This is a genomic window from Zobellella endophytica (assembly GCF_003012775.1).
Taxonomy (GTDB): domain Bacteria; phylum Pseudomonadota; class Gammaproteobacteria; order Enterobacterales; family Aeromonadaceae; genus Oceanimonas; species Oceanimonas endophytica.
In genome coordinates this window covers 1-14,519 of record NZ_PXYG01000015.1, presented here as the reverse complement: position 1 = coordinate 14,519, position 14,519 = coordinate 1, and the positions used below count along the sequence as shown (strand labels likewise).

Sequence of the window (14,519 nt, the reverse complement as noted above, 5' to 3'; positions counted from 1 at the left end):
TGCCACTGCCGGTGAGGCTGCCCGCCACCAGCGCCACGCCGCTGGCCAGGTCGACGCCGTCCGCCCCCGCGCTGTCGTTGGCGAACACGTCAATGGTGACCGGCTCGTTTTCATTCGCCTGGCCGGCCCTGTCGTCCGCGGCCTGCGGACCGTCGTCGTTGACCAGGACTTCGAGGCTGGCGGTGGAGGAATCCCCATCGTCATCCGTCACCCTGACCTGGAACAGATCGCTGAGATTGTCCAGTTCGAATACCTGTCCGGCCAGAGGGTGTTCCGCCGGTCCGGTCAGGGTATAAACCCAGGTAAAATCGGGGTTTATCTGCAAGACCCCATGCAGACCGGCTACAGTGCCGCCGCTGGTCACATCTATCCAGTTACCGCCGGCATCGAGCACCTCCACCAGTGCCAGCCCGTCCCCTCCGACACCAATGATCAGGGCCCCGCTGGTGCTTTCGTTGTTTGAGCTTTCCTGGCTGCCGCCGCTCAGGGCACTCTCGTCGACCCAGCCGAAGGTACCGCTGACCCGCCCCGGGAAAACAGGAGGCGTCTCCGGATCGGTGGCGGGGGGATCATAGGTAATGTCCAGTGTCGGCTGGCTGTCCACCCCGGTCTCGGGTTCGGCGACCAACCCAGGCTCCTCGCTCACTTCAGCCACCGTGGCCTGGGCAAAACTGGTATCAAACCCCGCTTCCGGCTGGGTAAAACCCCCGACCCGGCTGACCACGATAAAGCCGCCGTTGCCGCTACCGTCCCCCGGGGTGGCGACCGGCGTATCCGCACCGGCGGCCGGGCCGGCAGCGGTGGCCTCGAACAGGGTGGTCGGATCTATCCCCGCCAGAATCGCGGCCTGCAGCTCGCCAACCTCTCCCGCCAAAGGCGCCTGCCCTGCCACTGCCAGCACTTCCGTACTGCTTGTATCTTCGGTAGCGTCATCTGCATTCAGGTATTGCAGGCGGGTATTGGTATCCACCAGGAATACGGTGCCGGCAGGGTAAACTTTACCGATTTCAATCGGTTCAAGGGTACCGTCCTGCAATACGGCATAGGCCGTGCCCTGGATATCGGAAACCTTGAGTGCGGTGCTGAGCGTGAGAGTGTCCATGGCGAATCCACCTCCTTGTGGTTTTAATACAAGTCTAGGGGGGGCTCAGGAGCAGGTCATGCGCAAAAAATCGGCGACAGGAGGTCAGCCTGCCGTCCGATATACCTAAAAAATCGAAATGTTCTCAGCCGAGGGGCTCTATTGGACTGATAAACCCCTGGTAAGCATCGATGTGCAAGCGGGACAGTCTGTCAACCTGGTCCCGGCTCTCCACCCTGGTGGCGATGGTGAGGGCCCCGATATTGTGAGCTGCCCGGCACACCGCGGCCAGGAAGGCATCGTCGTAGTGCTCTTCCATCACCTGGCTGGTGTAGGCGTGGTCTATTTTTACATAACTGGGCCTGAGCATCGAAAGTTTGCCCAGCATATCGAAATGCCGGCCAAAGTGATCGATCCCCCAGGCCACATCCAGCTGCCCGATATATTCGTTGACCACTTCCGGATGGTTCACAAACAGGCTCTCCGGCAATTCGAAAGCCAGTCGGGAAAGTACCGGGCGGTATTGCTGCAACAATTCGCCCGCCTGCCGCCAGAAGGTACTGCTGGCACAACTCTGTTTGGTCAGGTTGATCGCCAGCTTCAATGCGGCGTCGGCAGCCAACATCTGCAACGCCTGCCGAAGGATATGCATATCAAGCTCAACCCCCAGCTTGAACTGCTCTACCACCGGCATAAATTGTCCGGCACTGTATTTGACCCCATCACTTTCCATGCCGACATAGAGCTCGCGATGGAAGGTTTCACCGGTGAAATTCATGACCTTCTGTACCGATAACGCGAAACTGTCGGTCCGGATCGCGTTTTCCACCAGTTGTTTCCAGGCGAGGCGACCGATAGCTCCCTCGACTTTATCCTGCTCGACGACGATACCGCCATCCTGGCGCATTCTGGCCTTATTGAGCGCATTGTCCGCGGCGGTCAGCAGACCGGATACCGTATCCCCCCGGCTGATCACCACCATACCGATGACCGACAGCTCGGCTCCCCCGACCGGGTTGACGATCAGCTCGGAAACCGATTGATTGATTTCATTGCCCAGGGCCAGCAAACGTTCGCCGTCCGTCTCGGGCAGCAGAATGGCGTATTCATCGGCCGAGATCCTGGCGAGGGTGTAGTCACCATAGCGCTTGCAAATGCGTTGCAGGTTTTCTGCTATTGCCCTGACCATGCGATCCCGGGAGGAAAAACCTTCATCCTGGTAAACCTTTTCCAGTATATCGACTGCGACCAGGGCAACCGAGCCCTGTATGCCCTCCGATATCCAGGAGGAGGCCTGGGAGACGAAGTAAGCCCTGTTTCCCAGACCGGACGTTTCATCCAGGAAGGCGCGTTGCCTCAGGCGCTCTGCTTCATCGGCCTGCTCCCTGAATTGCACTTCCAGCATGCCGGCCATGTTGTTTATCGCCACCACCACATCCTTTAATTCTCTGGTGGCAGGAACGGGAATGGATTTGCCAAAGTGATGCAGTTCAATTTCCTTTGCCTGCTGCCGGATAAGAGAGAGCGGCTTGAGCAGAAAGCGAAGCGCAGCTACCAGCAACAGCCAGGTCACGATAAAACACACCACAAACCAGCTGGCCAGTTTGCTCATCCCACGCCATAACTCGTAATAGGCCGGCCCCGGATGTCCTTCCACATAGAGTTTGCCCAGTTGCAGCCAGCCGGAGGTCAGCACCGCTTCGTGGCTCACCTCATCGAACAGCTGCAAATCCATGAACCAGGCGGGTACCTGCCTGGGCTGGCCGCTATGCTCTCGCACGATATGGCTGTCGGCCGCCAACAGATCAAGCTGTACCTTGCGATAGAAACCGCCATCAAAAATGGCGTTGATCACCGATTCGGCCCCCACGCTGTCACTGGTTTCAAGATAGGGGGTAAGTGCCAGGCCCAGGGAGGTCACCGTATTGACCACATTGGTATACTGCTGCTCGGCCAGATATTGCCGGGTCGAGTTAAACTGGACCGTGTATGCGGTTACAAAAAGCACGGCAAACAGCAATAGCATGGTCACCAGTATCTGTCGGTATAAAGTCATATTAGCGATCCAGATCCATTGTTGGCCTGTTCAGGCGATTGACACCAAAGCGGCTGCGTAAATCATTCCACAAGGACAAGCGGGATGCCTGGCCGGCCAGTTCTCCCCTGCCCCGTTCCTTCATCAGCCACAGGTGCTGACCATTAAAACTGTATACAGGCTGTAAGTCTGACCTCTGGGTTGCCGGGCGAATGGTTCCCTCCAGGTTATCGAGAATAAGAGGAACCGATGAAGGCGCCGGATAATATGCCACCACCATGTGAAACTGGTTCAAGCGTAATGCCTTGACATAGACCAGGCGCAATTTTTCATCATCGACCCCCAACTCCAGCAAGGAAAAATATTTGGCGATACTGAAATCCTCACAGTCTCCCCCGCCGGCGCCCAGCATTTCCAGGGGGGTGGCCCAATAGTCTTCCTTCCCCCACAGCTTGATATCATCGATAAAATGCAACCGGTTGAAAAAACGGTTCACCCGGCTCAGCGTATCCCGTTCACTCCAGCCGCTCTCCTGGCCTTCACGGATCAGCTGCCGCCAGCCACTCGCCCGCCGGCCCGCTTCGGCGCCATAAAACCCGGTCACCGTCGATACCATTTCGTTATCATCCTGATTTAATGAACGGGCCGGCAATGCCGCTAATAAAAGCATGGCCAGCCCGCTCACCAAGGGGACAACCGTCACCCTCGCTCCGGGTCCGAATAACGCCAAGCTCAACCTTCGACGCTATAGACGGTCCAGCGCATCCGGATACCGTCACGGGAGCTGGTCAAGGCGCCGACGACCCGCCGGTTGGCGGCGGCGGCCTGCTCGCCTTCGCCCATCAGTATCGGCTGCGTCTCACCATAACCGATGATATCCAGCCTGGCGCTGCCGATCCCGGCCTCGATCAGTGCCCCTCGTACCGCTTCGGCCCGCCGTTTGGACAGGGCGACATTGTAGTCGGCGGCCCCGACCTGGCTGGCATGCCCTTCCAGCAGCAGGCGCTGCTCGGGATGCTCGTTCATGAAGGCGGCCATCTCCTCGAGGATATTCCGATACTGGGGGGTGATGACGGCGCTGTCATGGGCGAACAGGATCATCAGGTCCTGCCGCAATGCCTGGGTCATGCCGCCCTGGCAACCATCGTTGTCCACCTCCGCCCCTTCCGGCGTATCGGCACACTGCTCCCGGGCATTGATCACCCCATCCCAGTCGGGATCGGTCAGATCGTAAGCGGCGACCGTCTCCTGCTCCGGCTCGGCGGTCAGGGTACAGCCGGCCAGAGACAATAATAACGCGACTAGCATCCATGTTTTCATGATCGAATCCCTCGTCTTCAGTGGTTGGCAGCCCATTGTGCCGGCTGGGTAAAGCGCAGGGCATCAAGCAACTGGCCGGTTGCATTCATGATACGGTACTCGGCCAGCAGATGATCGTGCTCCGCCTCGATATAGGAACGGCGGGCCTCGAACAGCTCGTTCTCCGTGTTCAGCACGTCCAGCAGGGTGCGGTCGCCCAGGGTGAACTGCTTCTTGTAGGCTTCCACCGTCCGGTAGCTGGCCTCCACATGCTGACGCAGAAAATCCTTCTGCCGGCCCAGGGTCTCGTAGGCCGCCCAGGCCAGCCGGGTTCCCTCGCTCACCTGCCGGTGGGCGTTCATATGGATGTCTTTCGCCTGCATTTCCAGTGCCGAGGCCGAGCGGCTCCGTGCCACGTCGCCACCGCCGTTGAACAGGTTGTAGCGCATCCGGAGCATGGCGGTCAGGTTGTCGTTACGCCCTTCGATGCCGTCGATATTATCATTCCAGTTCTGGTCCACTTCGACCGCCAGGGTGGGGTAGAACGCGGCTTTGGCGTCTTCATACTGATAGCGTGCCGCTTCCACGTCGAAGGATGCCGAGGTCAGGGTCGGGTGACTTTCCTGGGCCTTGGCCAGGGCATCGTCCAGGGTGGCGGGCATGTAGTTGGCGTCGGGACGAGGCTGGCGCAGCTCCGCCGGCGCCTGGTTGACCAGGGAGATAAAGCGGCTTTCCGCGTCTCGCAGGTTGTTTTCCGCCGATGTCATGTTGGCATAGGCCCGGGCGACCCGGCCCTGTATCTGGGTAAAATCGGCACTGGAGCCCAGACCCGAGTCGGTCCGCTTCTGGATGTCCGACATGATCTGCTCATGGGTTTCCAGATTCAGCCGGGACAGCTCCACAATTTCCGCATGGCGCAGCAGGTCAAGATAGGCCTCCGCCACGTCGAGGGCGACATTTTCGGCCGTGGTCAGCACGGTATAGCGCTGAGCCTCGGCTTCCGCTTCGGTCCGCCCCACATTGCTCGAGGTCTTGAAACCGTCGAACAGCATTTGCCGCAACGACAATCCCGTTTCCCTGCGGGTCAGGCTTTCATCGTCGATGGTCGGGGTGTCGGTACGCTCGTAACCGACACCGGCACTGGCGTCCAGCCTGGGCAGGTAACCGGCAAAGGCCGCATCCTGGTCATATTGCCGGGACTGGTAGAGGTGAAAGCTTTCCTTCACCCGTGGGTGAGTCATCAACGCCTGCGTGACCGCTTCCTCCAGGGTTTGAGAATGGGCCTGGCTCGGCAGCCATAACGCCGTCAGTACCAAAGCAGCAACTGTAGAGTGTTTCATAGTGATTTCCTTTTCGTTATATCAACGCTCTCGCAGAGCGTTTTGTTTGGCTCTTAGAATGGGTTTTAACAAATAGTCCAACACCGTTTTTTTACCGGTGATAATGTCGACTCCCGCCTGCATCCCGGGAATGATCAGCAACGGTGCCTGCTCGGTTCCCAGAAAACTCTCCTCGGTGCGGATGGTAGCCAGGTAAAAAGTGTTGCCCTCTTCATCCTGGATGGAGTCGGCACTGATCTTCTCCACCTCTCCGCGCAATCCCCCGTAAATGGTAAAATCATAAGCGGTGAATTTGACCATGGCCGCGAGCCCCGGGCGCAGGAAGCCGATGTCCTTGGGCAGGATCCTCGCCTCCACCAGCAGGGTGTCTTCCAGCGGCACTATTTCGATCAGATCCATCCCCGGCTGGATAACTCCGCCCACGGTATTGACCCGCAGGGTCTTGACCGTGCCCTTGAGCGGGGCCGTGACCAGGGTTCGCTGCACCCGATCCTGCAAGCCGACTTCTCCTTCCCGCAACTGGGCCTGGCGGCTGCGCCGCTCGCTCAGCTCTTTCTGGGCTTCTGACCTGAAGGTCAGGGCAATTTCCTTGCGCTTGAAGATATTCTCCCTGAGCGAGGCGTTCAGCTTGGGGATCAGCAGCCGGGTTGATTCCAGCTCGCCCTGCATCTCGTTGAGCTGGCGTTCGAGACGCAGGATCTCGACCTCGGGCACTATGCCTTCCCGTGCCAGCGGGCGGCTGATGTCAACCTCCCGGGAAGCCAGGGACACCCCTCGCTGCAGGGTCCGGATCCGGGAGTTGGTTTCGATGATCTCCTGCTCGCGCTGCTCGATCTGCTGCCCGAGAATGGACAACTGGTTGTTGATATAGCCCACCCGCTCGCTGAACACGGCCTGCTGCACCTCGGACTGCCCCGGGTATTGCTGCTGGAACTCGTCGGAAAACAGCAGCGGTTCAACCCGGAGTTTCACCTGCTCTCGCCAGGCTAGGGCCGGGTCATCATCGATCACCACGCTGTTCACCTCCGCCCTCAGCCGGATGATGTCGCCCTGCAGCGCGGCGATCTCCTGCCCCCGCTCTCGTAAGTCGGAGCGGAAGCGGGTGTCGTCGATCAGCAGCAGCGGCTGGTCCTTGTCGACCTGCTGTCCTTCGCGGATGTACAGTTCCCGCACTATGCCCCCCTCAAGGTTGGACACCACCTGCAGCTGCTGCGACGGAATGACCTTGCCCTGCCCCGAGGTCACCTCGTCCAGGTAGGCGAAGTTGGCCCAGACGATGGCGACGGTGACAAAAAGCAACATCGACCACAGCAGCAGCCGGGCCCGCCTGGGGGTGGTGAGCAGTACCGCGGCGGCGGTATCCCGGCTGTAGTCGAGCAATTCGGGAGGCAATGACGGCTTAGCCATGGGCGGCCTCCTGCGCTCTTACCTTGCCGGTTTTCAACTGCTGCAACACCTGCTGCTTGGGTCCGTCCGCCACCACCACGCCCTGCTCCAGCACGATGATGCGATCGACCACCTCCAGCATCGAGGTACGGTGCGTGATCAACAGCAAGGTCGCCTGGTTGCCGAGCTTTTCCAGTTCCAGGCGAATATAGGACTCCGAACGGTTGTCCATGTTCGAGGTCGGCTCATCGAGGATCAGCATCGGCGGATCGCTGATCAAGGCCCGGGCAATGGCAATCGCCTGGCGCTGCCCGCCCGATAATTGCCGCCCTCCTTCTCCCACCTGGCGATCCAGCCCTTGCGGATCCCGGTTGGTGAACAGCGTCACCCCGGCACGCTGGGCCGCCCGCAGCACCCGGCTCTCGTCCGCCAGCGGATTGGCGATAACGATATTGTCGCGGATAGAGCCAAAAAACAGGGTCACATCCTGGGGAACACAACCGATATTGCGGCGCAGGGCCGCCGGTTGCAGTTGCCCGATATCGATACCATCGATGCGGATGGCTCCCTCCGTGGGCCGGTACAGCCCCACCAGCAACCGTTCCAGGGTGGTTTTGCCGGAACCGATGCGACCGATGATCGCGACCTTTTCCCCCGCCTGGATCTTCAGTGATATCTGGCTGATGACATTGTGCTCACTGCCAGGGTACTTGAAGGACACCTTGTCCAGCTCGATATCCCCCCTGAACGCCGGATGGTGGACATAACGGCGCCCGCTCTCCTGCTCGTCGGGGGAAGCCATGATCTGCTCCAGGATCGACATCGCCGACCTGGCCTGGTTATAGCGGGTCGACAGCACGGACAGTTGTACCATGGGAGCAATGGCGCGCCCGCTGAGCATCACGGCGGCGATAAGCCCGCCCATCGACAGGCTGCCGCCGGCGATCAGGTAGACCCCGTAGATAATCAGCGCGATGGTGGTGAACTGCTGGGCCACGTTGGCCAGGGTGGATACCGAGTTGGTCAGCTTGCGGGTCGTAATGCCCCAGGTCGCCATATGGCTGACCGCCTGCTCCCAGCGATGCTGGAAGGTACCCTGGGCGCCAAACAGCTTGATGGTTTCCAACCCGGCGATGCCCTCCACCAAGTTGGCGTTTTTCTGGGAGGCGAGGCGGGAACCCTCTTCGATGCTCTGACGCAGGGGGCGCTGCACCAGCAGGCTGTACAGCGTCAGAACCAACACGGCAATGATGGGCACCAGCACCATGGGGCCGGCAAAGATCCAGATCACCAGCAGGAAAATAACGGTAAACGGAATGTCGACCAGGGTCGATACCGTCGCCGAGGTCAGAAAGTCACGAATAGACTCGAATTCCTGCAGATGCTTGGCGAAGGCGCCGGTAGAGGGCGGCCGGGCCTCCATTCGCATGCCCATCACCTTGGAAAAGATCTGGGCAGACAGCAGCACATCCGACTTTTTGCCCGCCACGTCGATAAAGTAGCTGCGCAGCATCCGCATCAGGAAGTCGAACATGAACACGATGGCGGCCCCGATGGCCAGCACCCAGAGCGAGTCAAAAGCCAGGTTCGGCACTATCTTATCGTACACGTTCATGGTGAAGAGTGGGGTCACCACCGCGAACAGGTTGATCAGCAACGAAGCCACCAATACATCCCGGTAAATGCTGGTGGATTGCCAGATAGTGCCCCAGAACCAGTGTCCGCCATGATGGTGCAAGGTTTGCGGCGAGCGCTCGTCGTAGCGGAATTTCGGTTTGACCAGGAACAGGCTGCCCGAATACAAGGCCTCGAGCCTGTCCGACGCCAGCCAGTGTTCCCCCTCGCCGGTGGCCGGCAGCATGACCTTGGCCTGCTCGCCTTCTCTCTCGAGCAGGACACAGGCGTCACCGTCGTGCAGCAGCAGGATGCAGGGCAACAGCAACTCCGACAGTCCGGACAGCGGTTGCTGATGAAAACGCACCGACAGCTCGGCTCGGTCTGCCGCGCGGGAGAACAGCAAAGGGGTGAGTTTGCCGTCGGCCAGCGGCAACCCGTTGATCAGCGCCTCCCCCTGATGGGGATGACCATGGAACTTGGTCAGGAACACCAGGCTTTCCAGCAAAGGGTCCTGAACCACCGCGTTGATATCATGCATCCGTGTCTTGTGCTCTCGCCCGATGTTAGGTCTAAGTCTAGTTAGACTCGTTCGTTCCAGAAGCTATCTGCTTCATTTTTTTATAAATTATAGTCAAACCCCCGATCATGAAGGATTCATTCGGAATTTAATTTCACGATCAATCCGACCGTAAATGCACCGGCCGGACAGGGTCGATATCCGCCACCGCCAGGGTGGCGGGCCACGCTCAGTGATGGTCAATCTTGATGATGCCTTCATCGAGCAGGCTGTTCAGGATCTCCGAGGAAGTCGGACCATAGCCGGACAAATCGAACGGAGCACCACCCTGCTCCAGTCTGATGACCAGGTCGGCGTTGCCGCCATCGGCAGACAACTCTCCCGAACTGCTGATCAACAGGGATGAGGTCGCCGTGTCCAACCTGAGATACTGCTCGAGTGTCGCGTCGGTTTCATTCACCAGCAAATCGCGCAGGTCGATCACATCTTCGCCGGCGTTGAAATCCTTGATCACGTCCAGGCTCGGCCGGCCGGCACCGCCACCGTCCCCCTGCCGCCACTGGAACAGATCCCCACCTTCACCGCCATACAGCAGGTCATCATCCGCGCCCCCCACCAGGATATCGTTGCCGCTCCCGCCGTACAGGGTGTCCCTGCCCTCTCCACCACGCAGCAGGTCATTACCGGCACCGCCGTCGAGCACATCGTCCCCGCCATAACCGTAGAGCCGGTCATCGCCCTCGCCGCCGGTCAACGTATTTGCCGTGTCATCCCCTTCCTGAATACCGCGCTGCTGCGGCGTATACAGCAGTTGGTCGAGTACATCGGCATCGGCCAGCGAGCCGGTGACATCGCTGTCGTTCAGTCCACCGGTGTCGGTGGCGGTAATGGTGGTGGCATTGAGTACATTGACATCGATCCCCAATTGCTCGAACTCGACGGTGCCCAGTAATTCGTTCACCGCCTGGTTATCGATACTGCCCCCATCCAGGGCCGTGATCGTCAGGGTGGAAGTGGAGCCAATCTTCACCAGACTGAGCACATCGATCATGTCTTCGTTCTCGATGCTCAGGTTCAGCCCCAGTTCCGTGGCCATGGCGGCGGATGCGGTCAGGGTAAAATCACCCAGGGTCACCGCCAGCAGTCCCTGGTAACGGATCCTTACCTGCTTGAGGTTGTTGTCGATATCCGCGGCAGCGAAGGCCTGACGGTTGCCCAGGTTGATAAGCCCCAGCGCCGATACGTCGATCAGGCCCAGCAGGTTGTCATCATCGGCCATGGCCACCGGCGCATGATTGTCGGCCGGGGCCATATTCGACTGCAGCCACAGGGCCGCCGACGCCCGGTCGCCGTCACCATCCTCCAGGGTGTAGTTGAGCTTGAGATCGGCATCCGCCTCGTAGGCGGGATAAAAACGATAGGCCCCCGTCTCCAGGTTGAGGCTGAGCTGCCCCTGCTCAACCATCAGGTGCAGCCAATGGCTGGCTGACTCATAGTTGAGGACTGCGCCATTGCTGGCCGTCACCGTATTGGTATCCGGATCGTAGTGGTAGCCGGCTCCCCCCAGCACCAGTGAGTGCACAAATCCCCCGTCGGCCCCGAAACCCTGCAGCGCCAGGTTGCCTTCGAGCATCTGTCCGGTCAGCGACTCATGGTCGGTCAGCAGGTTGCCGTCCCGCAACAGGGTCTGCAGGATCTGCTCCTGGCTGCGCCCGCTGACCAGGTCGAGATTGCGCAGCACTATCACCTGATCCACCGCCGAGCCCACGTTGCCGGAGACGCTGACATCGATCTCGGTATGGTCGCCGACCAACCGGAAACGCAGATAAGCGCCCAGGTTGCCGGTATCGCTGCCGAGGTAGCTCTCCCCCTGCAGCAACTGGCGCAAATCCAGTACATCGCCGCCCGGGCCCGCCGTAAAGTCGGTCACGGTGTCCCGCTCGGTGCCGGTACCGTCGATATCCCCCCGGCTCCACTGGAAGACATTGGCTCCGCCGCCGCCGGCCAGGGTATCGTTGCCCCGGCCGCCATTGAGCAGGTCATTGCCGGCGCCGCCGTCCAGTTCATCATCGCCGGCGCCGCCACGCAGCAGATCGTCACCACCCCCCCCCCGGAGGGTATCCCCCCCGCCGTAGCCGTAGAGGGAGTTGTCGTTTGAGTCACCATTGCGGGTATTGCTGCCCGCGGTTCCCTCGATAATCCCGTCGTCATTGTCGAACCAGTCAAGCAGATCAAGATCGATCAGATCCGACAGCACATGGGTTGTGCTGGCTCCTTCGGTATCGACGGCCGTGATCACCGTGGATTGCAACAACGCGATCTTGAGGGTGGTAGAAGGTAACCCCAGCAGGTTCAACAGGGTCGGCACCACACCGTCCATCGGAAAATGAAGGCTGGTCAGCAATTCATTGATTTCCTGGTTGTCGATGACGGTTTCACCGGCTCCCGGTTGAATGCTCAGGGTGGCCTGGGTTATGGTCTCATCATTGGATATGTTGAGCCCCAACTCACCGGCAATACGGCCGTTTACCATGGGTTCCATGGCTCCCAGCAGGATGTTCAAGACTCCTTGCAGCGCGGTTCCAACACCGGGAAGCAAGTTGGCCAACACGCTGCGGTCGAGCGTAATAGTCGCGGAAGCCAGATTATCGTTGACATCCCACACATAAACCGCTTTTTCAGTGCCGAAACCCAGGATGCTGAGCAAATTGACATCCACCAGCCCCAACAGGCTGTTGCTGGTATTGACCACGACCGGTGCCACATTGCCCGGTTCATCCAGGTAATCGAAGGCGGCGACCTGGTTGAAGGCCACGGGCATATCGTCTTCCACCACCAGGGTGACCACGGCCTCGCTGCTGTTGCTGCCATCGAACACCGTTACCCCGAAATCCAGCTCCAGAGTGTCTTCAACCCCGGCATCATGATGATCCAGCGGCTTAGACAGCTGAATCGAGTACTGTCCCTCACTGTCAATGGCAACACGAAGCACCTCGTCGGCCGGGTCTGTTCCCGAACCGGCATAACCCACCAGGATATTGGTGCCTTCGCCAACCCAGACGATATCCTGCCCACCCGAGCTCAGTATTTCGATGGGTGGACTCAGGGCAAAGATATGACTATTTCCACTGGGGTTATGGATACTCAGCCGTCCGGAAACCGTTGCCGAGTCGGTTTGATCGGTATTCCCCACAGTATCCGGAATGCCCTGGGGCAAGCCCTCCTCGGATATATTCACCGTCACTATTTCTTCATTGTCTATTATCACGGCGCTGCCGCTGTCTTCCATGCCCGCCGGCAGCGGGGTGCCGCTGGCGCTTTCGCCGCTCAGGCTCGCGCTCAGCACCAGTTGCTCCTCGCCCTCGAACACCGCGTCGTCCACCGTCGGCACCGACACCCGGATGCCGTCGGTGGTGCCCGCCGGCACGCTCACGCTGTAGCGGCCGTCACCGAGATCGGTCACCGCCACCGCCTCGCCGCCGATGGTCACCGTCGGGGTGCCCACGTCGTCCGCCGCAATGTCGCCGCCCAGGCTGAAGCGCAGGGTGGTGGCGTTATCCACCGCCTTGTCCAGGCGGATGGCGAAAGTCGCCACCGCCCCTTCCTCGACCCGGCCGGCGTCGGCCACGGTCAGGACCGGCTCGTCCGCCCCCGGGTTCGGCTGCTCGCCGTCGTCCAGATCGGTGAGGGTGGCCACCCCGCTGTCCTCCATGCCCGCCGGCAGCGGGGTGCCGCTGGCGCTTTCGCCGCTCAGGCTCGCGCTCAGCACCAGTTGCTCCTCGCCCTCGAACACCGCGTCGTCCACCGTCGGCACCGACACCCAGATGCCGTCGGTGGTGCCCGCCGGCACGCTCACGCTGTAACGGCCGTCACCAAGATCGGTCACCGCCACCGCCGCCCCGTTGATGGTCACCGTCGGGGTGCCCACGTCGTCCGCCACAATGTCGCCGCCCAGGCTGAAGCGCAGGGTGGTGGCGTTATCCACCGCCTTGTCCAGGCGGATGGCGAAAGTCGCCACCGCCCCTTCCTCGACCCGGCCGGCGTCGGCCACGGTCAGGACCGGCTCGTCCGCCCCCGGGTTCGGCTGCTCGCCGTCGTCCAGATCGGTGAGGGTGGCCACCCCGCTGTCCTCCATGCCCGCCGGCAGCGGGGTGCCGCTGGCGCTTTCGCCGCTCAGGCTCGCGCTCAGCACCAGTTGCTCCTCGCCCTCGAACACCGCGTCGTCCACCGTCGGCACCGACACCCGGATGCCGTCGGTGGTGCCCGCCGGCACGCTCACGCTGTAGCGGCCGTCACCGAGATCGGTCACCGCCACCGCCTCGCCGCCGATGGTCACCGTCGGGGTGCCCACGTCGTCCGCCGCGATGTCGCCGCCCAGGCTGAAGCGCAGGGTGGTGGCGTTATCCACCGCCTTGTCCAGGCGGATGGCGAAAGTCGCCACCGCCCCTTCCTCGACCCGGCCGGCGTCGGCCACGGTCAGGACCGGCTCGTCCGCCCCCGGGTTCGGCTGCTCGCCGTCGTCCAGATCGGTGAGGGTGGCCACCCCGCTGTCCTCCATGCCCGCCGGCAGCGGGGTGCCGCTGGCGCTCTCGCCGCTCAGGCTCGCGCTCAGCACCAGTTGCTCCTCGCCCTCGAACACCGCGTCGTCCACCGTCGGCACCGACACCCGGATGCCGTCGGTGGTGCCCGCCGGCACGCTCACGCTGTAGCGGCCGTCACCGAGATCGGTCACCGCCACCGCCTCGCCGCCGATGGTCACCGTCGGGGTGCCCACGTCGTCCGCCGCGATGTCGCCGCCCAGGCTGAAGCGCAGGGTGGTGGCGTTATCCACCGCCTTGTCCAGGCGGATGGCGAAGGTCGCCACCGCCCCTTCCTCGACCCGACCGGCGTCGGCCACGGTCAGGACCGGCTCGTCCGCCCCCGGGTTCGGCTGCTCGCCGTCGTCCAGATCGGTGAGGGTGGCCACCCCGCTGTCCTCCATGCCCGCCGGCAGCGGGGTGCCGCTGGCGCTCTCGCCGCTCAGGCTCGCGCTCAGCACCAGTTGCTCCTCGCCCTCGAACACCGCGTCGTCCACCGTCGGCACCGACACCCGGATGCCGTCGGTGGTGCCCGCCGGCACGCTCACGCTGTAGCGGCCGTCACCGAGATCGGTCACCGCCACCGCCTCGCCGCCGATGGTCACCGTCGGGGTGCCCACGTCGTCCGCCGCGATGTCGCCGCCCAGGCTGAAGCGCAGGGTGGTGG

At 61.5% G+C, this 14,519-nt stretch carries 8 protein-coding genes; all 8 read right to left on the bottom strand.

The window, feature by feature from the left end; genetic code table 11:
- On the bottom strand, positions 1 to 1,102 hold a 1,102-nt coding region (locus C7H85_RS19180; protein WP_146140490.1), incomplete at its 3' end, for a retention module-containing protein.
- Between the two features lie 124 nt (positions 1,103 to 1,226).
- Positions 1,227 to 3,137: an EAL domain-containing protein gene (locus tag C7H85_RS19175; protein WP_106731318.1), complete on the bottom strand. Its 1,911-nt coding sequence runs from the start codon at positions 3,135 to 3,137 to the stop codon at positions 1,227 to 1,229.
- Between the two features lies 1 nt (position 3,138).
- Complete coding sequence (locus C7H85_RS19170) at positions 3,139 to 3,786, bottom strand: transglutaminase-like cysteine peptidase (protein WP_106731319.1); 648 nt, start codon at positions 3,784 to 3,786, stop codon at positions 3,139 to 3,141.
- A 62-nt stretch (positions 3,787 to 3,848) separates the two neighbouring features.
- Positions 3,849 to 4,436, bottom strand: coding sequence for an OmpA family protein (locus C7H85_RS19165; RefSeq protein WP_106731317.1), 588 nt, complete (start codon positions 4,434 to 4,436; stop codon positions 3,849 to 3,851).
- A 17-nt stretch (positions 4,437 to 4,453) separates the two neighbouring features.
- Positions 4,454 to 5,755 (bottom strand): TolC family outer membrane protein, encoded by a 1,302-nt coding sequence (locus tag C7H85_RS19160; RefSeq protein ID WP_106731316.1) that lies wholly within the window; start codon positions 5,753 to 5,755, stop codon positions 4,454 to 4,456.
- A 21-nt stretch (positions 5,756 to 5,776) separates the two neighbouring features.
- Entirely contained in the window at positions 5,777 to 7,162 is a 1,386-nt protein-coding gene (locus tag C7H85_RS19155) for an HlyD family type I secretion periplasmic adaptor subunit (RefSeq protein ID WP_106731315.1), read from the bottom strand.
- Entirely contained in the window at positions 7,155 to 9,296 is a 2,142-nt protein-coding gene (locus C7H85_RS19150) for a type I secretion system permease/ATPase (RefSeq protein WP_106731314.1), read from the bottom strand. The genes C7H85_RS19155 and C7H85_RS19150 overlap by 8 nt, the downstream gene beginning before the upstream one ends.
- 208 nt (positions 9,297 to 9,504) lie before the next feature.
- On the bottom strand, positions 9,505 to 14,519 hold a 5,015-nt coding region (locus tag C7H85_RS20280), incomplete at its 5' end, for a type I secretion C-terminal target domain-containing protein (protein ID WP_146140489.1).

Excerpts from the sequence above, each read along its gene's own strand:
- C7H85_RS19175 (WP_106731318.1), bottom strand. The coding sequence starts at position 3,137 with ATGACTTTATACCGACAGATACTGGTGACCATGCTATTGCTGTTTGCC.
- C7H85_RS19170 (WP_106731319.1), bottom strand. The coding sequence starts at position 3,786 with ATGCTTTTATTAGCGGCATTGCCGGCCCGTTCATTAAATCAGGATGAT.
- C7H85_RS19165 (WP_106731317.1), bottom strand. The coding sequence starts at position 4,436 with ATGAAAACATGGATGCTAGTCGCGTTATTATTGTCTCTGGCCGGCTGT.
- C7H85_RS19160 (WP_106731316.1), bottom strand. The coding sequence starts at position 5,755 with ATGAAACACTCTACAGTTGCTGCTTTGGTACTGACGGCGTTATGGCTG.
- C7H85_RS19155 (WP_106731315.1), bottom strand. The coding sequence starts at position 7,162 with ATGGCTAAGCCGTCATTGCCTCCCGAATTGCTCGACTACAGCCGGGAT.
- C7H85_RS19150 (WP_106731314.1), bottom strand. The coding sequence starts at position 9,296 with ATGCATGATATCAACGCGGTGGTTCAGGACCCTTTGCTGGAAAGCCTG.